Consider the following 23,221-nt stretch of genomic DNA (forward strand, 5'->3'; position numbering starts at 1 on the left):
TGATCTTGTAGATATAAAAAATAATGATGAATATGCACTTTTAGAATCTAAACCTATTGCAAATTGGCAAACACCTACATTTGAAATCGATGAAAATGAAGGAAACATACTAACTGGTCTCATACACAATGACTGTGGTTGGCGTATGGTCTCTCCAAAATTTGTAAAATTAATGGAAAATTTAATTAAAGATTGCGTGCAATATTTAGATGTAGAAATTAGAAGTATGGTAAAATAAGAAATGATGCTAATTTGTTAGGTTTTGCAAAAATTAAAATTAAATTGATGTTATTGAAAAATTATATTAAATATAAAAGATGTTTATATTTACTAAAAAATTAAAAATTTTGATGTAAAATAATGAAAATTTTTTAAGGTTTAAAATGATATTTCCACAACCTATATTTCAAGATAGACTAATGCAGTTTTTATCTGATGAAAATTTAGATTTCAATAAAATGAAAAAAGGAATAGACGCTATTTTTTCTAAAGATGAACTTTTTGAAATTACAAATTTAAATATAAAAATGCTAGGTCCAGCAAAATTAGTTTTTCAAAGTAATAATGAGTTAAATGTTTTATTTCCAAAAACTGATCAAAATATGAATTTTTCTTTTAAAAAACTAGAGCCAAATCAAACCATAGATATAAATCTTAAAATGCTAAAAGATTGTACCAATGAAAAATTATTACAGGTTTTAAAAGAAGAATATAAATATGAAAATGAAAACGTAAAAGAGTTAGAATTAACTATGCAAAATCAAAAAATAAAAGTATTATTGATTTTAAATGAAAAACTTCCAAAATTTTTAAAGCCTCTATATAAAGAAGTTAATTTTAAAGATTATGGCTTGGGTGGTTATATAGAATCGGAAAGCATTTGGAATTTTATAGATGAAGAAAGTCATACAAAGTATTTTGCTTATTTGACTTCTTATGGTGCAAAAAGAATAAAAATTCTGACAATAGATACACCAATAGACGAAGAACAAGAGATAAATGCTTTTGTTGTAAGATTGGATTAATTAATAATTAGTGTTTTTTGTTTCTAAAATAATTTTGCTTAAATTATTGTCTATTCTAATATTATTAGTTTCAAGATTAAACGCGGTATAAGAATATATTCCAAATATAATCAATAAGGGTAAAATAATTATAAGCTTTTTTGAATATAGTCTTAAAAATTTTTGCCAAGTACTTTCTTCTACATTTACTCTATAAGCTTTTTTAAAAGCTAAATCTTCTTCGATATCATATAAAGATGCTAAAGATGTGGCTATATTATTACAAATATATACAATTCTTTCTTCTCTATCTTTTGCTTCACTATACTTACCTTTATATCCTAAAATTAAACAAGCATAAATAAATTCTAAGAAGTCTTTATTTTTTGCAGGATTATTTAACCAAGATAATGCTATGTCGTAAAAATTATCTCCGCCCAAGGTTTCATCAAACAATCTCACAGTTAGAGTATTTTTTGCCCAAAATTCAATAAAAAGTTCGTTTTTCATTAGGCTTTCATCCATAAAAACGCAAAGACAATATCTAAATTTAATAATATCTTTTTCTTCATATTCCCTACAAGCACTTAATTTGGCACTTATAGCCAAAATATTATTGACTAACATTTCTTTTAATTTATCCAAAGCGCTTGTATCCATAGAAGTAACTTTTGAAAGCCTATATGAAAGTAAAAGTAACTCTAAAGAATAATCTACAATTCTATTATTTTTCAGCCCTTCCATACCTGAGCTGAGGATTAAATTTAACTCTTCTTTAATTTCATTTGATTGTTGTTCATTCATTAGAATACCGCCCACATTTTAATATCTGGATTTTTAATATTGCTTGTCAGATAAAGACTGACAACATTTTCTTCCTTAAAGTCTTTAAATAACTCATCTCTTTTATCAAGTTTAAAATAAATATATCCATTTAAGTAAGGAATGCTAGAGGGTATATTAGGTACTTGTTCTATATTTAAACCTTTAAGTTGGGTTGCAACTATATTTTTAATTTTGCTTTGAGTGTGAATTTTACTTTGAGTTTTAAAGTTATTTAATAAATAGTCCATTGTAACATCAGCACGAATGGCAAAATAAATTTCTCCTTCATCTAAAATACTTGGATTATCAAAAATAAAATCATAAAAACCATTTTTATTATCATTTAATTGAGCCATGGTATATTTTGGACTTGTTATTTTGGAGAATAATAATCTTAAATTGTTCATCAAACTTGAAAAAGTTTCATTAAGATTATTATGCTTATACGGAATATAATCTAAAAAATTCTCTTCAGTACTAAAGGCTGCTAATTCTCCTTGAAATTCTATTAATTTTTCATATAAACTTTCCGGATGAAGTTTGTCTTTATTTGCTAGATGAGAAAAGATTAAATACCACTTTTTTAGAAGATTTAAAGATAAAAAAGTACTAAAATCAAGGGTATTTTTCGTCTGATCGATACCTTTAAATATATTAGTTAAAACGTTTTTATGGCGCTTAATAGCGTGAATATTTTCTTCTAAAAAAGACCTAATGACGGGGATTTTATTTATATTTAGACAAGTTGGTATAAAATCGCTTTCAAGTTCAATTTTTTTATTAGCATCAATATTTTTAATTCTTGCAATAGGCAATTCAATTTCATCTGGAGTAGAATTGCCTAAAATTCCAAGTTTTAATCTTAAACTTGCAAGAAGCAAGTTTCTTTTTTCTTGCGAAAAAGTGATATTTTCTAATTCTTGATCATCTTCAATATCATGAAGAATATTAGTTTGAGAATCGTCGTAATTTCTTGAGGTGATGTTACTTCTGATACAAATATATTTAGAATTAGGGAGACTATTTCTTAAAGATAAATCGGCAATTTCACTGATTCCTGCCGGAATTTTTAAAACTATAGTAGAATTTACCAAAGATTCGTAGTTAATTTCTAAAGGTTCTGGAAGTAGATCTTGTTCTGGGGCATTAAATATACTGCCATCTTGTGCTATTCCTGAAATTCTCAAAAGTGCAATTTTACCTTGTATTAACATATCCTGTGCAAATTCTATATCTATAATTCCATACAAATTGCTAAAAATATTGATAGTTTTTAAATCAATATTTCTATTAAAGAACCTTTCTTGTTGCTCAAAATGAGTTTGTCCAATATTTAAACCATCAAACCAGGCAACTTTTAATTTTTCTGCCATATATATTCCTATTTAATTTTTTTAACACCTTTTTGAGTGATCTCAAATTTTAAAGTTTTACTACTACCAAATCCACTTGCATCATCTGTTTTGGCCCAAGTTTTTGTGACTTTATTTGCATTGTTAGCAAATAAAGCAAATACTCCGATATAGGGAACTTCTTCATCATCTACTTTTACAGCTACAACACTGTCTTCAGGAGCAATTTGTAGCTTTATAGAATCAATCTTATCTTTGCCTAAAACACCATCTTCTCTAGTTGCTAGTTCCAAATCATTAGATTCTTCAAATTTTTTAACATCCTTTAGCTGATACACAATGACCGTCAATGGAACATCATCGGAGCGATTGTTGAGATTGGAATTTTGCATATTGTTTATTTTAATACTCACAGTGCTTGAGCAAGCATTTAAAATGAATAATATAAACATAAAAACCAATATTTTTTTATAAAACATTTGAAACAATCCTTATTTTTCAGTATAATTTTTCTATAAAAATAACATAATAACTTTTAAAATCTAATTATAATTATAATTTTTTTAAAGGAATAAAATGCTTTTTTGTGATTCATTGGAAAATAATTTGGATAAATTGGAAGAATATCATTTTTTAGAAGATGAAATGTCAAAATATAAAACTCTCAATCATGAAAATATTGCCTGGGATAGAGTTTATGAATCTTCTCAAGATATTTTAAAATCTCATAGTATAGATCTAAAATTTTGCACATACTTCTTTTTAGCTTGTCTTCATCTAAATAATGAAAAATGTTTTCATCAGCTTTTACTTCTTGTTCAACATTTAAAATACCTTTCAAATCGCGATAATTATTTTTTAAAGTCTCAAAAGAAAAAAATTCAAAATTTTATTGAAAATTTTATTACAGAATACAATAAAACAGAATTTTCTTTAACTGCGGAAGATTTTAAACAATTTAGCGAATTATTTAAAGAGTTTGAAACGATTTTAAATTGCAAATTTTCAACTTTTCAAATCAAACAAACTAAAACAATACAACCATTTGACAAATCCCAAGTGGATCAGGTTGATATAAATATAAAAAGTGATAACATTAATCTTTTAAATGAGCGAGAATATAAAAATTTTTGCCAAAAATTAGCTTTTGAAATTTTAGATGACGATGAAAATAATCTCAATGCTTATGCTTTATTTACCCAAGCAATGTGGGGAAAAATTAAAAAATTACCAGAAAACAATGATGGTATAACTAGGTTACGACATCCTGATGTTAATCTAATTCAATTTTTACTTGAAAAAAAAGCAAATGAAAAAGAACACATTAAATGTTTTATGAGCAATCTTATCTTAAATCCTTTTTGGATAGAGGGTATTAAACTTTTTTGTGAATTTTTAGAAAAACATGAAAAAATATTACAGCTTGAAATACTTATGATTTTAACAAAAGCTTTTGTTTCCAAATTTGAAAATATAACAAAACTTCGTTTTGAGGGCGGAGAATTGTTTTGCAAAGAAGAGATTTATAGTTATTTTATAAAGCAAAACATAAAGGAAAGTTATTTTGCAAATAAAAATAATAAAGACAATGAAAAAGGTAAAAAAAATCTTGAACAAATTTTGATAGATATAGATAGAGAAAACCACAACAATTCTTTAATGCACAATATTAATTCACTTATAGAACTGGCTAAGGTGTTTGAAGATAAGGGAATGAGGAAAAATGCAAAAATTTTTTATTTACACTTAGTAGAGCTGATGGAAAAAACTTTATTGAAAGAATATTTATATGAAGAATATAACAATGCAAAGGAAAAAATTAAATAAAATCTTAGATATTTTTTAGTATAGTTTTATTTTAAAGAATAAAATTAAATGATTTTTTAGGTAAGGAATTAAAATGTCAGATGGATCTCACGCACCAAAAGAGCGTATTAATATCACGTATAAAGCTAAAACAAATGGGCAAAACGCTGATGTAGAATTACCATTAAAATTAATGGTAATGGCGAATTTAAAAGGGAAAAATGAAATTCCACTAGAAGAAAGAGAAATATTGCAAATCAATAAAATTAATTTTGATCAGGTTATGCAGAAACTAGATATTAAGACAAGTTTTAGTGTTAAAAATACTCTAGGAACAGGTGCTGAAGAACTTGATGTTGATATTCGTATTTCAAGTATGAAAGATTTTTCTCCAGATAGTTTGGTTCATCAAATTCCAGAATTAAAAAAATTAATGCAGCTTAGAGAAGCTTTGATGGCCTTAAAAGGACCTATGGGAAATATTCCTGATTTTAGAAAAGCAGTTGCAGAAGCTTTAAAAGATGAAAAAACAAAAGAAAAACTACTTTTAGAAATCAAAGAAGAAGAATAAGGAAACAATATGGCAGAGAAAAATAATAAAGTAATTGAAACGCCTATTATTGAAAGCATTATGGAAAAAAGCAAATACGCTAAAAACGATGAGAGTTATAGTATAGCAAAAAGAGGAGTTGCTGAATTCATTTCAGCAATTGTTAAAAGTGAAAATGTTGAAGATAAAATCAATAAATTTGCACTTGATGAAATGATAGCTCATATCGATGATTTAGTCTCAAAGCAAATGGATGAAATTCTTCACAATGAGGAATTTCAAAAACTAGAATCTACTTGGAGAGGACTTAGGTTTTTAGTTGAAAGAACGGATTTTAATGAAAATATTAAAATAAATCTATTTGATGTTACAAAGGAAGAAGCTTTAGGAGATTTTGAAAATAATCCAGACATCACACAAAGTGTTATTTATAAAAATGTTTATTCTTCAGAATATGGTCAGTTTGGTGGAGAGCCTGTAGGTGCAATTATTGGAGATTATCAACTTGGTACGGCAAGTCCAGATATGACTTTTTTAAATAAAATGTCAAGTATTGCCGCGATGAGCCATGCACCTTTTCTTACTTCTTGTGGTCCTAAATTTTTTGGTCTTGAAGATTATTCAGAACTCGCTAACATTCAAGATTTAAACGGTTTATTAGAAGGCCCTCAATATACTAGATGGAGAACTTTTAGAGAAAATGAGGATGCTAAATATACAGGATTAATGGTAACAAGATTTCTTACAAGAAGTCCCTATGATCCAGAAGAAAATCCTATAAAAAGTTTTAACTATAAAGAAAACGTTCATGCTTCACATAATCATTTATTATGGGGAAATTCAGCTTATGCTTTCGCCACAAGATTAACAGAAAGTTTTGCAAAATATAGATGGTGTGGTAGTATTATAGGCCCAAAAAGCGGTGGAACTGTTAGAGATTTACCTACTTATCTTTATGAAAGTTTTGGCACTATGCAATCAAAAATTCCTACAGAGGTTTTAATTACTGATCGTAGAGAATATGAACTTGCTGAAGCTGGTTTTATCACTTTAACCTTAAGAAGAGATAGTAATAATGCTGCCTTCTTTTCTGCCAATTCTGCACTCAAACCAAAGGTATTTCCAAATACGCCTGAAGGTAAAGAAGCAGAAACAAACTATCGCTTAGGAACTCAACTCCCATATATTTTTTTAGTTTCAAGATTAGCACACTATTTAAAAGTTCTACAAAGAGAAGAGATTGGCAGTTGGAAAGAAAGAAGTGATATTGAAAACGGATTGAATGAATGGGTTAGACAATATATCTCCGATCAGGAAAATCCACCCGCTGAAGTAAGAAGCAGAAGGCCATTTAGAGGAGCTCAGATTAAAGTAGATGATGTACCAGGAGAACCAGGATGGTATAAAATAGGACTTAGTGTTCGCCCTCATTTTAAATACATGGGTGGCAATTTTGAACTTTCTTTGGTAGGAAAGCTAGACAAAGAATAATGTCTTTACTTGACAGATTGATACATGAGTTAGATGATCAAAATACTCATGTTCCTTTTTATCAAAATGATTTTGAAGATATTAAAAATAACATTAAAGTTTTATTAAATTCTAAACTCGACGATTGTTTGAGTGCTAGGGATTTAGGTTTGATAAATTTAACAGACTTAAATCTCAACTCTAGTGAACTATGCACTTCGATGGCAAAAGAAATACAAAAATTAATTAGTATATATGAAAAAAGAATCCAAGTCGTATCCATAACCTATGATAATAGTCTAAGCCCTTGGCAACTTTCATTTATTTTAAAATGCCTTTTTCATAATGATAGTTTTAAAGAATTTGGTATAGAAATTATTTTTAAAAATAATAGATATTGCGAGGTTATATGAAAAACAATATTTTCTATTATCAAAAAGAATTGAATTATTTATATGAAACTAGAAAATATTTCACAAAGCATTTTCCAAAGCTAACTCCATTTTTAGGACACGATAGCAAGGATCCAGACGTTGAAAGAATTATTGAAAATTTAGCTATTTTAAGCTCAAAAATTCATCAAGAACTCGATGAAAATATTCCGTATATAGCAGAATCTTTAATCAACATTGTTTCTCCAAACTATACTAACCCTATACCTTCTTTATGTATGCAGGAATTTGCTTTTGATCAAAAAAATAAAGAAAACAAAATGATCATTCCTAAAGGAACTAGCGTTACATCTAAACCTGTAGATAAATGTATTTGCGAATTTCAAACTATTTATGATGTCTATTTATATCCTTTAGATATAGAGGAAGTTTTCTTGGCAAGTAAAAATCAGGACTATACTTTAAATTTGAAAATGAATATTAATAAAGCAAATACAAAAATATGTGATTTAAATTTAGATAGGATTAACTTGTATCTAGGCGATGATGTGTATACCTCTACAACTTTACTTTTATATATGCATTTATATTTAAAGGAATTGACCATACAATGTCTTGATACACAAGAAGAATTTAAGCTTAGTATTTATGATGTTAAAAGAGTAGGGCTTGAGCCTAATGAAAGTACTTTACATTATAATGATTTAGGCTTTGAAGCATTTTCTTTATTGAGAGAATACTTTTTTCTACCGCAAAAATTTAATTTTTTGGGAATATGTGGATTAGATATTTTAAAAGATTGCCAAGGACAAAAAATCAATATAGAATTTAAGTTTTCAAAAGCATTTCCTAAAAATTGTATATTTAAGAAAGAAATATTTTCATTAAGTATGACTCCTATTGTTAATCTTTTTACGAAAAGTGCAGAACCAATTATAAATAATCACAAAAATGATGCTTATAGGATTTTTATAGACAGAGCTCATCCTAATGCTTATGAAATTATACAAATAAAACAAGTTAAAGCACATAATAGCGATGGAGGAAGAAGGATATTAAAAAATTATAGAAGTTTTGAGCGTTTTGAATTTTTAAAAGATAACCGAAATGATTTTTATAGCTTAAGTGTCCGAAAAAATTCTAATGGAGAGAGTTACAAAGAAATTTCCTTTTTTTCTTCGGATTTAATTAAAGAAACTATAAGTATTGATACTTTATGTTCAAATAAAAATTTACCTTCAAAATTAAAGATAGGGGATATAAGCAATTGTGAATTAAAAGATGTTTTAACAAGAAATATCCAAATCCCAAGTCAAATAAGAGAATGTATTGTTGATGGCAATTTGTTATGGAAATTTGTTTCAATACTTTCTTTTTCATATCAAACCATGCTCAATAAAAACACTTTTTTTGGGGTATTGGAAAGCTATAGTTTTTTAGAAGATAAAGAGAATGAAGAGAGTTATAAACTTTTAAAAGAAGCCATAGTTGAAATTAGCAGTAAGAGTATTTATCTTATTGACGAATATGTAACAAAAAAAGGAACTATGGCTATATTTGACATCAAAGACTCTTATTTTTATTCTTTGGGAGAAGTTTATAGACTAGGACTTGTTTTATCAAAATTTCTAGCGTCTTTTGCCAGTATTAATTCTTTTTGTGAATTAAAAATAAAATGCATTGATTCTAAAGAAATTTTACATTACCCAGCTTCTTTTGGAAAAAAAGCAATTTTATGAATGATTTTACTTCTTATAGTTTTTTTAAACTTGTAAATACATTGCTAAAACAATACAATAAAAAAGATATTTTTTTAAGAACAAATAAAAGCTTAAAACATCCAAATAAAGAAATAGAAAAAATCGTTTTTTTAGAAAATCAAGAAAAAATAACTATTGAATTATTTGTGAATTTTTTTGGACTACAAGGAACTTCATCACAACTTCCTTCTTACATGTTAGATAAATTATCAAGAAACGAAGATGGTGAAGAGGGTTGGAGCTTATTTTTTGATTTTTTTAACCATTATTTACTTTGGATTTTTTTTGAAAGTGTTAGTTTAAGAAACTATCCAAGAAATTTCAATGAAAATTTTAATGATCTTATTTCAAAAATTCTATTTAATGTATTGGGTATTAAAGATGAATATATTGCAAAAAAATATCTTTCTTTTGCGCCACTTCTTTTAAGTTCAAGACGTCCAAAAACTTATATAGAAAGAGTTTTAAGAAGTAATTTTAATCTTGGCAATAAACTTCATATTATTGAAAACCTACCCCATCAAATTTTAATTTCAAGATCTCAAAAAAACAAATTAGGAATAAAAAATCATATTTTAGGAGAAAAATTTATATTAGGTAGTAAATTTTTATCATATCAAAGCAAAATTGCAATTTTTATAGAAAATATTGAATATCGAGAAGCTTTAGAATATTTGCCTCATGGTAAAAAATATAAGGATTTAAAAGATAGTATAACGTTTTTAACAAATAATGAGTTTTGTGTTGATTTGTATTTGAAAATTAATTATTCGGATAAAATGAAATTTATACTAGGAGATGAAAGTTCAGCCAAGCTTGGATGGGCAAAAGTTTTAGGTAAAACGAAAAAAAATTACACAATAATGTATATTAAATTATACGAATAAAGGTTTTTTTAAAAAACGATAACTATTAATAAAAACCACAATCTAAAGATTGTGGTGTAAAATTAATTTTTTAAATCAAAAGCTTGTTTGATATTGAAAGGCATTGCCTGATAGCCTGCTCCTGTTCCGCTAAATTGAATTTGCAATGAAGGCTCTTTTGCACCCCATTTAAATTCATCAATTTCTGGTTTTGGATCCCCAATACTTACACCCTTGCTAAGATCGAAAGCCATCCCAGCAGTTGCACTATAAACCATAATAGAATCTTTATCTGGCTCATATTGAGTCAAAGAAGTTACTGGAGAAAACCACTCGTTTCCGCGGTTTTTACCATATTCCCAAATTTGCTCTACAGTTTTCTTTTGCTGATCAATTTTATAAATCACCGCACGAGAATATTTTTGACTTGCAAATGCAGGCTGTTCAGCACCTCTTGCATCACCATTATCAAAAACACTTAAATAAAAATAACGTTTATCTGATTTACTATCAATCCTCCATCCAGTATGTTGAGTCCAAGTAAAATCAAAACCACCTTCTTCATTTTCATAACCTGGACATTTACTATAATCATCATCGCAAATTATTTGTTTACCATTCTTATCTATAGGCTGCAATAAATATTGTTGAAATTTTTTACCCCAACCCTTGTGCGTTCCAAAAATCCATTTAATTTTTTTATCGCGACCAATTTTCACAATAGCACTTTGGTGACGGCTTGAAACAATGATGCTATCATCGGTTGGATCATAATCGACACTATTTACATGTGCCCAATTCCTACCGATACCAACTCCTGCAATATCCCCAAAATCACCATCTTTATCCATTTTAGCTAGCTCTTGATCGCTTAAAGTTTTACCTGCCTTACTTGCATCAATATTTAAACAAACTGCACCTTGATCCAAGGCTTTAATAATAGTACTTCTATAAGGATCTAAAATATCATATAATTTCCAGTCATCAACCACATTACCATTTTCATCTATTTCTACAATTGTATCACGTACAGTACGCACATGTTTTCCATCTTGACGCAAGGCATTTGCTGAAGCCACCCTTAATAAATAATGACCATTTTGCATATTATCCATAGCATGAGAAAAATCTATATAAGAAGGTGGTAATTTGCGGTTAAAAATTTCCCTTCCCATAACATCAAATTTTACATATCTTTGACCAAATCCCCAAGTCAAAGCTCCATCTTTATTTTGATGAAAACCCATCATGATGCCACGATTATAAATATTATCCCAATCCATTAATTTATCATTATCAAAATACCATCTAACCTCGCCTTTAGTATCTACGATAAATACATTTGAATTTTCATCCCATTCCATAGCACCACCTATAGGATTATTCCAAACCGATTGAGACCCCTTTCCTTGCTGTTTTCCTGGTACATTATTGACTAAATATAACCTATCTGCAAATTTTGGATCCATTTTTAATACTTTAACGGATTCAAAAGGAACTCCTTTTTGGCTCGTATTTCCACTCGGCTCTATGTTAATTCCAGGTGTTGCTATTTTATATATTTCATCGGTGATTTTTTGACTTTTTCCATTTGCGGTTTTGGTATAGCTAACCTTTATCGTATTTAAATAAGAAGGATAAAGTCCAAATATAGGAATTCCGCCATAAGTTTTAGCAGCTTTTGAACTGACATTATAGGAAATGGTTTGCCCATTTGGTTTTGGAATAATTGTAACGCTTATATTACTCAAGCTATAACCATTATCCATAATAACTGCTGTTAAAGGAGAAAGTCCATAAGGGTTCATTTTAATTGTACCTAATTGTCCTTGGATTTGCCAATCTGTTTTCGTTCCACTAGGACCACCTATAGCCATTAAAGCATTAGGTAAAAGTAGGGTAGATCCCGCCAAAAGTGTTATGCAAAGAGTTTTGCTAAGTCCCATGTTTTGTCCTTTAAAATTATTTAAGCCATCCTAAAAAATAGCTTAATAAAACTTTAAACTAAGTGACAAATTGTTTAAAAAATTGTCACTTATTAATTTAAGCCATACTAAAAACATTTTGTTGAAATATCGCTACATCTTGAGTTGGATTTTTAGGCTCTCCAATAAATTTAAGCATTAAAACAACAATTATAATTACAATAGCAACAATTTTAGCCTTAGATTTGTTTTTATCCAAAATATAAGCCATTAGCATTGTAAAAAGCACTATAAAGCAACATAAAAATGCTATGAAACAGCAAATGGCCATATTCATAAATTTTAAATTAGGAATTAAATACCATCCATTGCTATAAAATCCATCTTCAAAATTAGGTGGAGTCCCTACAAAGAATTTTTGAAACGCGTTAAGGTGACTATAAGCCGATTCCGGAACTATCGGGGTATCCATTCCGCATTCTCCTGTTGGTTTAAACCAAGAAGGCGCCCATTCGTGCAATGGTAAATTAAAAGGATATAGTGGAATTTCACGACATCCATCGACTCCACCAAAAGGATTTTCAGAATGAACAACCTCATGAATGTGATTTAAGACTAAACAATGTTCAAAACCAAGCCAAATTCCATAAAATGCCAAACTATAAGCAAAAACTTTAATTATATTGTTTTTAGGATTTATTAATGCAATCAAACCGCCTATAACCATAACAAACATATCAAATCGTATATAAACACATTGTTCGCAAGGTTCCATATATAAATATTCTTGAAATAGAAAATGTGCAATAAAAATAAGCCCTAAACTCACCAAAATCATAATTATCCAAGGGGTGCGAGTATCCTGCCATTTGGAAATTCGAATTACTGGACAAGAAATTTTACAATCATTTTTCATTTTTTACTCATTTTTGTTTGCTAAGCTCTTCAACAATTTTAATCAACGCTTCTGGAGAAGTAATTGCGGTTGGAATGATTTGATATTTGCCATTAACTACAAAAGCAGGGGTGCCATAATTTTGAGAAATAGGATTTGCTATTTCATAAGCTTTTAGAATTTTATCAGCTTCAGGTGTTTTTAAGAAAGCTTCAAGATCAGACTTGCTAACTCCCATCGCATTTAAACCTACCGCATAAAAAGCTTCTGGGTTTTTACCATTATCCCATCTTTGCTTCTTTTTAAAATATGCATTAAAATAAGCTTCTTGAGTTTTATAAGTTAAACTATTTTTATCCGCAGGATTGATTTTATTAGCACTATCTTTAAAGGCTGCAAAAGCAAAAATTTCATTTGCTTGTTTTCCATAATCCCCCATAGAACTAACAGGATAAAAGCTATAAATTAAATTTGGCAATTTTTCTTTAATTTTACCCATAGTGTTAAATTTGTGATGATCGTAACAATGCGTGCAACGATAAGAAAAAATTTCAATCAATGAATTCTCTGCATTAGCGATAGGATTTTTAAGGATTATATATTCTTTACCTTCACTCAGCGCATTAGCACTCAAACCTGCCAGAAAAGCAACTACAATAATAGACTTTGCAAATTTACCGAAAATTTTCATAATTTTCTCCTTTTATATCTTTTTCATAATAAACTTTTATTAAGCTTTTATGTAAAAATCATTATAAAATTATTAAAATAAAAATATTATTAAATTTTTTAATTTAAAAAATCTTTGTGAAAATAGGGGATAAATTTTTTAATTCAAAAAGTTAAAATTTAGTTTTCAAAATACAAATAAAAATCAATAAATTTATACAATAAATTTTATGGATAAATTAAAAACTTTCAAAAAGTAAAGCTTTAAAAGTATGAAATATAAGTATTTTAAACAATATATACTATATTTATTTTGATAAAAATAAAAAAGTTTGAAAATTATAGTTTTCAATACAAAATAATAATTTTTACATATTTTTACCTTTTGTCATATTTTTTTATGCATTTTATTTTTTACTTTTAAAAATATAAATATTTTAGTTTTCATTTAAAATGTTTTAAAATAAAAAGCTTTTTTTTACTAACTTGATATTAAAATATTCTTTTAAAATAAAACTGGGAAAAATAAAAATGAAATATCCTTTAGATTGTGAAGAAAATTTTGAAAAATCTTTTTTATTTTGGCTGACTAAATACGTTAAATTTAAACTCAATTCTCTTTCCAATAAAGAGCTTAAAAATCCAGAAGTATTAGCAAAGATCAATTTTGCACTCACTAAAGGTGTTATAAATATTGAAGAACTAGACGCCCTAGCAAAAAAAGCAAGAAATATAGGATTGAGTGGAGTTAATACTTATTTTAATCCTTTAAAAAAACTTTTTGAATACTTGAAATTTTACAAACTTCACTCCCTAAAACAAATCGATGAAGAATTAATCGTTGAAATTTTAGCTAGTATCACAGGTTCTTTATCTGATGCGAGCAAGAAAAATCACCGCATTGCTGTGATTAATTTTTTTGATTTTTTAGATAAACAAAATGAAGAAGATGACAAATCTCATATCTTTGATATCAGTCTTAAAAATTGGGCAGGAATTACAGGTTCTAAAGGTGTTAAATTGCCTGAATTTATGAGTGAAGAAGAGGTTAAAAAATTTCTTGATGCTATAGATAATGCGGATTTTAAAAAGAACACGATACGCAATCAACTCATCATAAAAATCATTATTTTTACAGGAATTCGCGTCAGTGAAGCTATCAATATAAAAATGGGCGATATCAGTGAAGAAAACGATCTTTATCTTATAAGAATAAGATCAAAGGGCAATAAATACCGCATTGTGATGATTAAAAAAGAACTTATAGAACATTTACTTAAAAATGTCCAAATTAACTATATGAGTAAGGACACCCTACTTTTTGTCAATAAAAAAGGCACTCCACTAACCCAATCTTACGTTAGTCGCATCGTTGAGCAACTTTTATTTCGAGCAGGAATTCGCAAACAAAAAAATGGAGCACACATGCTGCGTCATACTTTTGCTACTTTGCTTTACAAAAAACAAAAAGATCTGGTTTTAGTCCAAGAAGCCTTAGGACATGCGAGTTTAAATACTTCAAGAATTTATACTCATTTTGACAATGATAAATTAAAACTTGCTGCACAGGTTGCAAAGGAACTTAGTGAGCGTTGAAAATTTTGCAGTTTTTGGGAAGTATTTGTATTATGATTTAAAATATATTTTAAAAGCTTACAATCAAAAGCAAAGCAAAAAATATTTTAAATTTATAGAAAAACATAAAGAAAAATTCTATTTTATAATTCTTGTTGATTATGAATTTTATAAGTATTTGCAAAATGAGAGTTTTAAAAGCAAAGAAGCTTATCTGGTATTTTTTGCTTTTAAAAAAAGAAAAAAATTCTCTCTTTTATCCATAAATGAAGATAGATTTTTGCCCTCTTTTTGCGATGGATTAAATTTCCAAAGCTATAAAGAAAATCTTTTAAAAGTTAAAGAAGCAATCGCTAAAGGGCAAAGTTATCAAGTCAATCTCACTCAAAATTTTCACTTTAACACTTTGCTTGATGGTTTTGATCTATTTAATCTTTTGTTAAAAAGGCAAAACACTCAATTTAAAGCTTATATTAAAGATGAGAAAAGAGAAATTTTATCTTTTTCTCCGGAATTATTTTTCAAAACTAAAAATAATAAAATCATCACAAAACCTATGAAAGGGACAATCAAACGAGATAAAGATCCAAAAAAAGATAAAGAAAATAAACTTTTTTTGAAAAATGATATTAAAAATTTAAGTGAAAATGTCATGATTGCTGATCTTTTAAGAAACGATCTTTCTAAACTTATCAAAAAACAGAGCATGAAAGTAAAACTTTTTAAGATACAAAGCTACCCTACTTTGCACCAAATGACTTCTATAATCAAGGGTTCTTTAAAGAAAAATATTGATTTTTATAAAATTTTCAAAGCTCTTTTTCCTTGTGGATCAATCACAGGCGCTCCTAAAATTGAAACCATAAAACTCATCGAAAAACTTGAAAAAAGAGAACGTGGAATTTATTGTGGATCTATAGGGCTTATACATAAAAATAAAAGCAAATTCAGTGTTGCAATACGCACTTTAGAAAAAAGAGAAAATTATCAATACAGCGTAGGCGGTGGCTTGGTTTGGGATTCTAATTTAAATGATGAATTTGATGAGTTAAAATTAAAGGCTAAATTTTTAATGCCTAAAGATTTTTTTCTTTTTGAAACTATGTATTATAAAAATGGCAAAATTCTATTTTTCAAACAACACTTACAAAGGCTTTTAAGTTCAGCTATAAGGCTTGGCTTTAACACGCAAATTTTGCTTAAAGATTTTGAAAAAATATTACAAGAAAAAGCCGATATAAATGAATTTTTAAATCTAAACATCCATAAATTAAATAAAAAGCTTTTTTTAAAAGAGCATAATTTATTTTATACTAGCAAACTTGAAACTAAACACAAACAAGCCATTGTAAAACTTATTTTAGAAAAAAATGGAAACTATCATATTTCTTATAGCCATATCAAAGAAAATACAAACAATACCCTACTTTTAAGCAAGGAAAAATTAAATTCAAAAAGTGATTTTTTATACCATAAAAGCTCTTTGAGAAAATTATATGATGATAAAGCATCATTATGGAAAAATGATTTATGTTATGATATAGCATTTTTCAATGAAAAAAACGAACTCTGCGAAGGATCAAGAAGCAATATACTTATAAATAAAAATGGTAAATTTTACACACCACCTTTACATAGTGGTTTATTAAATGGAATTTATCGTTCTTTTTTGGTGCGATTAGGCTATGTGCAAGAAAAAAATCTTCATGAAAAAGATTTGATAGAAGCGGATGAAATTTATTGCATTAATTCTGTGCGAGGTTTAAAAAAGGTCAGTTTGCAATGAAAAAAATTTTATTTATAGATAATTACGATTCTTTTAGCTATACCATTATTTTTTACCTTAAAGAATTAGGATATCAATGCAAAATAATAAAAAATGACGAATTTAAAAAAGCAAAAGATCTAAACCAATTTGATTTTACTCATCTAATCATCTCTCCAGGTCCAAATTCTCCTGAAGAATCAAAACTAAGCCTTAAAGCTATAAAATACTTTAAAAAAAATAAAAAAATTTTAGGAATTTGCTTAGGACATCAATGTATAGCCAAAGCCTTTAAAGGTGAAGTTAGCAAAATGGAAAATCCAACTCATGGCAAAACTTCAACCCTTATTTTTAAAAAAGATCCACTTTTTAAAGGCATAAAAAAAGATATTAAAATTTGCCTGTATCATTCTTTACACATAAGTAAAATGCCTAAAAAATGTAAAATTTTAGCCAAAAATTCTCAAGGCATTATTATGGCGATTAAGCATAAAAAATACGATATTTACGGAGTTCAATTTCACCCTGAAGCCATTTTAAGCCAACAAGGTAAAAAAATACTCCGTAATTTTATGAAAATTTAACCCAAATATTTTTCTCCTTCTTGGATAAATTTTTGCATTTCTTTAGGTGGCACCATATTGCCACCTGTAGCCCAGATTAAATGAATGGCATTAGGATGAATATTGTTTAATTCCTTATTAAACACCAAGCCTTTTACTCCAGCTAGTGCAGATGGTTCTAAGTCTATATTTTCAATTTTATGCATTAAAGTTAAATATTTATACATATTTTCATCACTCACGCTAAAACAACCATCGATAACATTTTCAAGGATTTTACCTACCAGTTTTGAAGCCCTGCCAACAGCTAAACCATCAGCGGCTGTTTTATTGTCTAAGCCTATATCATTAACTGATATTAAATCGTGCTTTTTGGTGTATAAACCAAGCATCATACACGGACTATGCGTTGGCTCTGCGAAAAAACATTTAACATTTTTACCGAATTCACTTTTAAGACCATAGCTTATACCTCCTGGACCCCCACCTACGCCACAAGGTAAATACACATACAAAGGCCTTTCATCGCCGATAATGATATCTAAGGTTTGTAGCTGACCCTTTAGTCTTTTTGCAGCCACGCTATATCCTAAAAATAAATTTTTAGAATTTTCGTCGTCTATAAAATAACAAAATGGATCATTTTGAGAACTTTTTCTACCCTCTTCCACGGCTTTACCATAATCACTTTCATAGGTGATTACTTCACATCCGTGTTCTTTTAACATTTGTTTTTTCCATTCTTTAGCATCATTACTCATATGAACGCTTACTTTAAAACCAAGCTTTGCACTCATAATTCCTATAGAAAGTCCTAAATTTCCTGTTGATCCTACAGCAATTTTATATTGACTCAAAAATTCTTTAAATGTAAGAATTTTAGAATAATCATCTTCTATTTTTAAAAGTTTGTTTTGAAAAAGTAAATCTTCGGCGTGTTTTAAAACTTCATAAATTCCACCCCTTGCTTTGATAGAACCTGATATTGGTAAATGTGAATCTAATTTTATAAATACATCTCCATTGATTTTTACACCTTCTAAAATTTCTAATTTTTCTTTAAAAGTATTGATACATTGCAAAGGACTTTCTATAATACCATTTGTTTTCAAGGTAGCAGGAAAAAGAATTTTCAAAAGCGGAGCAAAACGATCGAGTCTATCTCTCGCATCTTCAATATCTTCATAAGTGATTCCTTTTGAATTTAATTCTTCTTTTACATCTGAACTTAAATGATCATTAAGCCAGTAACTTTCTTTCATTTGCTTTAAATTTTCTAGTAACATTTTTCATCCTTTAAATAAAATTTGACAAAATAAAACTTAAACCTAGTCCTACCAAAGAGGCAATAGCGGTCGCACCTGTATAATATTTAAACATTTCTTTCATATTTATTTTTAAAGTTTCCTTAACAAGCCAAAACAAACTATCAGTAACTATGGTACAACCTATAGCACCACTACCGATAGCAAGACATAAAACTTCCTTACTCACACTACTTTCAAGATTTAAAACAATCCCAGCAGCACTAATCATAGCTACCGTAGCACTTCCAACACTAGCATGTAAAATAATAGCAATAAGCCAAGCTAAAAATATTGGATTGAGCTTTAAATCACTCAAAACCGCTTTTAAAGCATCACCGATTTGACTTTGAATTAAAATTTCATTAAAAGCACCTCCTGCGCCAATTATAAGCAAAATTCCAGCAATTTGAAAAAAAGAATTCGCACTCAAATCTAATAAATTTTGCATAGTATAATTTAATCTCAAACCTAAGGTATAATAAGATACAAAAACACTAATTAAAAGGGCTACTATAGGATTACTTATAAAGGCAATGATATCATTGTGAAATAAAACCTTGCTGAGCATTAAAATTAAAGGCAATAATATAGTAAAATAAGTCGCGAAAATTCCAGGAGTATTATCTTGTGAAATAGTTACCACTTCTAACCCTTCATCTTTTTCAAAATGAAAAAATTTCAAATAAATAATACTCCCAAAAAACGCACAAGCAAGACCTACTAACAATGAAAAAATAATCACTTTAGAAATATCTGCTCCTAAAGTTGCTACTATAGTTGTTGCCGCTGGATGCGGTGGAACTAAACAATGAACACACATCAGTGAAGTTGCTAGTGCTATACCTATTTTTATTCTTGAAATTTGCATTTGTTTAGCCACAACAAAGATCAAAGGCGCTAACAATACAAAACCCACTTCAACAAAAACAGGAATTCCTGCTATAAAACCAACTAACATCATTGCGATATCTGCTCTTTTCTTGCCCAACAAAGAAAGCAAAGAATTTGCAATCACTCTCGCACCGCCACTTACTTCAAGCATTTTTCCTAAAATCGCACCACATCCTATAATGATCGCTAAAAATCCTAAAGTTCCCCCTACCCCTTTTTCAAGAATATCTCCTATATTTTTTAAGGGAATTCCAGTAACCAAAGCCACAAAAATACTTGCTAAGCAAAGTGCTAAAAAAGCATGAATTTTTAGCTTTGTTATAGAAAAAACTATAAAAATAATAGCTAAAATCAGAATGCAAATTAACGTAAAATGACCCATTTTTTTCCTCCTTATTTTTAACTATTTTAATTTAGAAAAAAAAAAAAAATAAAATTGAATAAAATTTTTATATTTTTTAAATTTTTTATTTATTGTGTTACTTTTTGAAGCATTTTGTGTTTTTTAAAAATCAAGCTATAAATTTTTTTAAAAACAAAAGTCGATATAAAATGAAAAAGGTTTTCAATGCAGGTAAATTTTCAAGAAAAAACAAATTCATATTTTGCCAAAAATACTAAAATTGATACAAAAAAAGAAGATAATTCTAGCACTGCTCTAAACAACAATACGATAGAAATAAGTATTTCTAAAGAGGCAAAAGATTTAAATGAGAAAAATTCAGAGAAAAAATATCCCATCACTGTAAGTCAAGAGAAAATCCCAAAAAACAATAATGAAACTCAAGTCAGACAAGGAGGTGGTGGAAATGCTGCTCTTGATGCTTTAATAGCAAAATTGGCTGAAATTTTAGCAAAAATTGCAGAATTAACACAAAAAATGGCAAACGCTAACGATCAAATGAAGGCGGTTTATCAAAAACAAATCGATGTTTTAAGTTCGCAAGCCAATACCATAGAAGCTCAAATTCAAGAATTAGAGGCTCAAAGTCAGTAATAAACTTTCACAAAGAAAAAAAAGTATATAATTAACTTGAAATTTAAAATCAAGGTAAAATATGACTTTTTTAGAAATCGAAGGTATTGATTCACTTCAAGGCGAAGTTCAAATCAGTGGTGCTAAAAATGCCGCCCTACCCTTAATCGCTTCCACTATACTTGCTAAAAATGAAGTTAAAATGTCCAATGTTCCTAATGTAGCAGATATTAAAACCTTAATATCCTTGCTTGAAAATTTAGGCGCAAAAACTCATTTTGAAAATAACATTGCATTACTCGATACAAGCACTCTCAATCAAACCATTGCTAAATACGACATCGTGCGCAAAATGCGTGCTTCTATACTCACACTAGGCCCACTACTTTCACGCTTTGGGCATTGTGAAGTATCATTACCAGGAGGTTGTGCCATAGGTCAAAGGCCTATTGATCTGCATTTAAGTGCTTTAGAAAAAATGAGTGCAAATATAGAAATCAAACAAGGCTATGTGATTGCAAATGGAAAACTTCAAGGAGCTGAAATTCTTTTTGATAAAATCACTGTTACAGGTAGTGAAAATATCATTATGGCTGCAGCTTTAGCTAAAGGAAAAACCAAACTTTTAAATGTAGCCAAAGAACCAGAAGTCGTGCAGCTTTGTGAAGTGTTAGCTAACACAGGACTTGATATAAAAGGTATAGGAAGTGATGAGCTTGAAATTTATGGCACAGATGGTGAGCTTTTAAATTTTAAAGAATTTAGTGTGATTCCTGATAGAATCGAAGCGGGAACTTATCTTTGTGCAGGAGCTATTACTAATTCGCAAATCAAACTTAAAAAAGTCAATCCAGAACATCTAGGAGCAGTTCTAGCAAAACTTCATCAAATGGGTTTTCAAACCTTAGTAGAAAAAGATGATATCACCTTACTTCCAGCTAAAAAAATAGAACCTATAGAAATTTTAACCAGTGAGTATCCAGGCTTTCCAACCGATATGCAAGCACAATTTATGGCTTTGGCCTTAAAAGCAAATGGCACAAGCATTATCGATGAAAGGCTTTTTGAAAATCGCTTTATGCACGTAAGTGAACTTTTAAGAATGGGAGCAGATATAAAACTTAACGGACATATTGCAACCATAGTAGGTGGAAAAGAACTCAACGCCGCTGATGTTATGGCTACAGATTTACGTGCTTCTTCAGCTCTCATACTCGCCGCACTTGCTGCTAAGGGTACAAGTAGAGTGCATAGAATTTATCACTTAGATCGTGGTTATGAAAATCTAGAAGAAAAATTCAAAGCTTTAGGGGCTAAAATCACAAGGCTTGAGGAATGAAAAATCTTTTTGAAACCTTAAAAGATTTGGAAAATGAAATCACTCCTTTAGATGAGTTTGAAATCATAAATCTAGAAAATGCAAAAGATCGTATCCTAGCAGAAGATCTTTACGCACAAAAAAATTTACCCAGTTTTGATAATGCAGCATTAGATGGCTATGCTTTTAATTATGCGGATTTAAAGGAGTCTTTAAACATAAAAGGTGTTATTTTTGCCGGAGATAATAAAACTTATGAAATTGGCAAAAATGAATGCTACAAGATCATGACTGGGGCAAAAATGCCAAAAAATGCTGATACAATTTTAATGATTGAAGATGAATTTTTAGAAAATAATAAGCTTATCATCAAAAAAATTCCTAAGCAATTTAATGCAAGACGCTTAAAGGGTGAAGAATTAAAACAAGGTGAATTCCTACTAAAAAAAGGCACAAAGCTAAATTCTAAACACATCGCCCTACTCGCTTCTCAAGGAATTTATAAAATCCAAGTTATAAGAAAAATTCGCATAGGCATTTTTTCAAGCGGAAATGAACTCAAAGAACCTTGGCAAACTTGCAATGAGGAAAATATCTATAATGCCAATGCTTTGCCTTTAATGACTATGCTAGATAGTTGCGAAATTAATTATCTAGGCATTATAAAGGACGATTTTAACATCATAAAAAGTGCTCTTTCAAAAACCAATTTTGATCTTTTAATTACTTCAGGGGGTGCAAGTGTAGGTGAGGCGGATTTTTTAGAAAAAGCTTTTGATGAGTTAGGATACAAAGCCATTTTTAAAGGTGTAAAGGCACGTCCTGCACGTCCTAGCAAACTCTATAAAAAAGATAAAAATTTAGCTCTTATTTTACCAGGAAATCCTATGGCTGCATATCTTTCTTGTTTTATTTTTGGTAAAAAAATCATCCATTTACTCAGCAATGCTTTAGAAAAACCTTTAAAAATTAGTGCTAAAATGGGGACGGATTTAAAGATTAAAAAAGGAAGAAATAATTTCATTTTAGGAGATTTAGAAAATGAATTTTTTATCCCTTTTAATGAAAATAAATTTGGATCAGGTATGATACTTCCTCTAATAAAAAGCGAATTTTTACTCATAAGTGATGAAAATGTAGAAAATTATACAAAAGGAGAACAAATTTGGCTTTTAAAACTTTGATATTAAAAAATAATATTTTTGCAATAATTTAATCATTTAAAATCCCAAAAATCCAATCCCCCCCCCCCCAGTAAATAACCAAAAAATATTATTTTTTATTGAAAAAAACCTTGCTTTTTAAAAAATTT

The 23,221-nt window shown here is 28.6% G+C and carries 21 protein-coding genes and 1 pseudogene; 14 read left to right on the plus strand and 8 right to left on the minus strand.

Annotated features, from left to right (window positions below; translation table 11 throughout):
- Together CQA76_RS07635 and CQA76_RS07640 are read left to right on the plus strand one after the other, a co-directional pair.
- Window positions 1-238, plus strand: a pseudogene (locus CQA76_RS07635) (imm11 family protein); the annotation flags it as partial.
- Window positions 239-383: 145 nt separating this feature from the next.
- Window positions 384-1,025, plus strand: coding sequence for a hypothetical protein (locus tag CQA76_RS07640; protein WP_137622812.1), 642 nt, complete (start codon window positions 384-386; stop codon window positions 1,023-1,025).
- Here the strand turns inward: CQA76_RS07640 and icmH are convergent, their stop codons facing one another.
- From icmH to tssJ, 3 genes are read right to left on the minus strand one after another with little or no spacing between them, the layout of a single operon-like run.
- Complete coding sequence (gene icmH, locus CQA76_RS07645; RefSeq protein WP_137622813.1) at window positions 1,026-1,808, minus strand: type IVB secretion system protein IcmH/DotU; 783 nt, start codon at window positions 1,806-1,808, stop codon at window positions 1,026-1,028.
- On the minus strand, window positions 1,808-3,202 hold the full coding sequence (gene tssK / locus CQA76_RS07650; protein ID WP_137622814.1) for a type VI secretion system baseplate subunit TssK: 1,395 nt from the start codon (window positions 3,200-3,202) through the stop codon (window positions 1,808-1,810). Before tssK ends, icmH begins: the two co-directional genes overlap by 1 nt.
- Window positions 3,203-3,210: 8 nt before the next feature.
- Window positions 3,211-3,660 carry a type VI secretion system lipoprotein TssJ gene (tssJ, locus tag CQA76_RS07655; protein ID WP_137622815.1) on the minus strand — a complete coding sequence of 150 codons (450 nt, stop codon included), beginning with the start codon at window positions 3,658-3,660 and terminating at the stop codon, window positions 3,211-3,213.
- Between the two features lie 97 nt (window positions 3,661-3,757).
- On the opposite strand from tssJ, the gene CQA76_RS07660 reads away from it, so the two are divergent.
- From CQA76_RS07660 to tssG, 6 genes are all read left to right on the plus strand, one after another.
- Window positions 3,758-5,008, plus strand: coding sequence for a type VI secretion system domain-containing protein (locus CQA76_RS07660; protein WP_137622816.1), 1,251 nt, complete (start codon window positions 3,758-3,760; stop codon window positions 5,006-5,008).
- A 73-nt stretch (window positions 5,009-5,081) separates the two neighbouring features.
- Window positions 5,082-5,558 (plus strand): type VI secretion system contractile sheath small subunit, encoded by a 477-nt coding sequence (tssB, locus tag CQA76_RS07665; RefSeq protein ID WP_137622817.1) that lies wholly within the window; start codon window positions 5,082-5,084, stop codon window positions 5,556-5,558.
- A 9-nt stretch (window positions 5,559-5,567) separates the two neighbouring features.
- Window positions 5,568-7,028 carry a type VI secretion system contractile sheath large subunit gene (gene tssC, locus CQA76_RS07670; RefSeq protein WP_137622818.1) on the plus strand — a complete coding sequence of 487 codons (1,461 nt, stop codon included), beginning with the start codon at window positions 5,568-5,570 and terminating at the stop codon, window positions 7,026-7,028.
- Window positions 7,028-7,420: a type VI secretion system baseplate subunit TssE gene (gene tssE, locus CQA76_RS07675; protein WP_137622819.1), complete on the plus strand. Its 393-nt coding sequence runs from the start codon at window positions 7,028-7,030 to the stop codon at window positions 7,418-7,420. Before tssC ends, tssE begins: the two co-directional genes overlap by 1 nt.
- Window positions 7,417-9,138: a type VI secretion system baseplate subunit TssF gene (gene tssF / locus CQA76_RS07680; RefSeq protein ID WP_137622820.1), complete on the plus strand. Its 1,722-nt coding sequence runs from the start codon at window positions 7,417-7,419 to the stop codon at window positions 9,136-9,138. The genes tssE and tssF overlap by 4 nt, the downstream gene beginning before the upstream one ends.
- On the plus strand, window positions 9,135-10,046 hold the full coding sequence (gene tssG, locus CQA76_RS07685; RefSeq protein WP_137622821.1) for a type VI secretion system baseplate subunit TssG: 912 nt from the start codon (window positions 9,135-9,137) through the stop codon (window positions 10,044-10,046). The genes tssF and tssG overlap by 4 nt, the downstream gene beginning before the upstream one ends.
- Before the next feature lie 62 nt (window positions 10,047-10,108).
- On the opposite strand, the gene CQA76_RS07690 is transcribed toward tssG, so the two are convergent.
- The 3 genes from CQA76_RS07690 to CQA76_RS07700 form a co-directional block, all read right to left on the minus strand.
- Complete coding sequence (locus tag CQA76_RS07690) at window positions 10,109-11,971, minus strand: aryl-sulfate sulfotransferase (protein WP_137622822.1); 1,863 nt, start codon at window positions 11,969-11,971, stop codon at window positions 10,109-10,111.
- A gap of 97 nt (window positions 11,972-12,068) precedes the next feature.
- On the minus strand, window positions 12,069-12,866 hold the full coding sequence (gene dsbI, locus CQA76_RS07695) for a protein-disulfide oxidoreductase DsbI (protein ID WP_137622823.1): 798 nt from the start codon (window positions 12,864-12,866) through the stop codon (window positions 12,069-12,071).
- Between the two features lie 7 nt (window positions 12,867-12,873).
- Window positions 12,874-13,536 carry a thiol:disulfide interchange protein DsbA/DsbL gene (locus tag CQA76_RS07700; protein ID WP_137622824.1) on the minus strand — a complete coding sequence of 221 codons (663 nt, stop codon included), beginning with the start codon at window positions 13,534-13,536 and terminating at the stop codon, window positions 12,874-12,876.
- Window positions 13,537-14,045: 509 nt separating this feature from the next.
- Here CQA76_RS07700 and CQA76_RS07705 point away from each other — a divergent pair.
- Genes CQA76_RS07705 through CQA76_RS07715 form a run of 3 tightly spaced genes read left to right on the plus strand, consistent with a single transcriptional unit; the run spans window position 14,046 to window position 17,438 of the window.
- Window positions 14,046-15,110, plus strand: coding sequence for a tyrosine-type recombinase/integrase (locus tag CQA76_RS07705; RefSeq protein WP_137622825.1), 1,065 nt, complete (start codon window positions 14,046-14,048; stop codon window positions 15,108-15,110).
- Window positions 15,100-16,875, plus strand: coding sequence for a bifunctional chorismate-binding protein/class IV aminotransferase (locus CQA76_RS07710; RefSeq protein WP_137622826.1), 1,776 nt, complete (start codon window positions 15,100-15,102; stop codon window positions 16,873-16,875). Before CQA76_RS07705 ends, CQA76_RS07710 begins: the two co-directional genes overlap by 11 nt.
- A complete protein-coding gene (locus tag CQA76_RS07715; RefSeq protein ID WP_137622827.1) occupies window positions 16,872-17,438 on the plus strand; it encodes an anthranilate synthase component II in 567 nt (188 codons plus the stop codon). The genes CQA76_RS07710 and CQA76_RS07715 overlap by 4 nt, the downstream gene beginning before the upstream one ends.
- Here CQA76_RS07715 and CQA76_RS07720 read toward each other — a convergent pair.
- On the minus strand, window positions 17,435-18,703 hold the full coding sequence (locus CQA76_RS07720; RefSeq protein WP_137622828.1) for a D-serine ammonia-lyase: 1,269 nt from the start codon (window positions 18,701-18,703) through the stop codon (window positions 17,435-17,437). The genes CQA76_RS07715 and CQA76_RS07720 overlap by 4 nt on opposite strands.
- Before the next feature lie 10 nt (window positions 18,704-18,713).
- Window positions 18,714-19,997, minus strand: a complete 1,284-nt coding sequence (locus CQA76_RS07725) for a GntT/GntP/DsdX family permease (RefSeq protein WP_137622829.1) — start codon at window positions 19,995-19,997, stop codon at window positions 18,714-18,716.
- 186 nt (window positions 19,998-20,183) lie between these two features.
- On the opposite strand from CQA76_RS07725, the gene fspA reads away from it, so the two are divergent.
- From fspA to CQA76_RS07740, 3 genes are all read left to right on the plus strand, one after another.
- A complete protein-coding gene (gene fspA / locus CQA76_RS07730) occupies window positions 20,184-20,612 on the plus strand; it encodes a flagellum-secreted nonflagellar protein FspA (RefSeq protein WP_232364920.1) in 429 nt (142 codons plus the stop codon).
- 61 nt (window positions 20,613-20,673) lie between these two features.
- Window positions 20,674-21,930 (plus strand): UDP-N-acetylglucosamine 1-carboxyvinyltransferase, encoded by a 1,257-nt coding sequence (murA, locus tag CQA76_RS07735; protein ID WP_137622830.1) that lies wholly within the window; start codon window positions 20,674-20,676, stop codon window positions 21,928-21,930.
- Window positions 21,927-23,093, plus strand: coding sequence for a molybdopterin molybdotransferase MoeA (locus CQA76_RS07740; protein ID WP_137622831.1), 1,167 nt, complete (start codon window positions 21,927-21,929; stop codon window positions 23,091-23,093). The genes murA and CQA76_RS07740 overlap by 4 nt, the downstream gene beginning before the upstream one ends.
- Window positions 23,094-23,221 lie beyond the last annotated feature (128 nt).

The sequence above is a fragment of the Campylobacter aviculae genome, from assembly GCF_005406215.1.
GTDB lineage: Bacteria > Campylobacterota > Campylobacteria > Campylobacterales > Campylobacteraceae > Campylobacter_D > Campylobacter_D aviculae.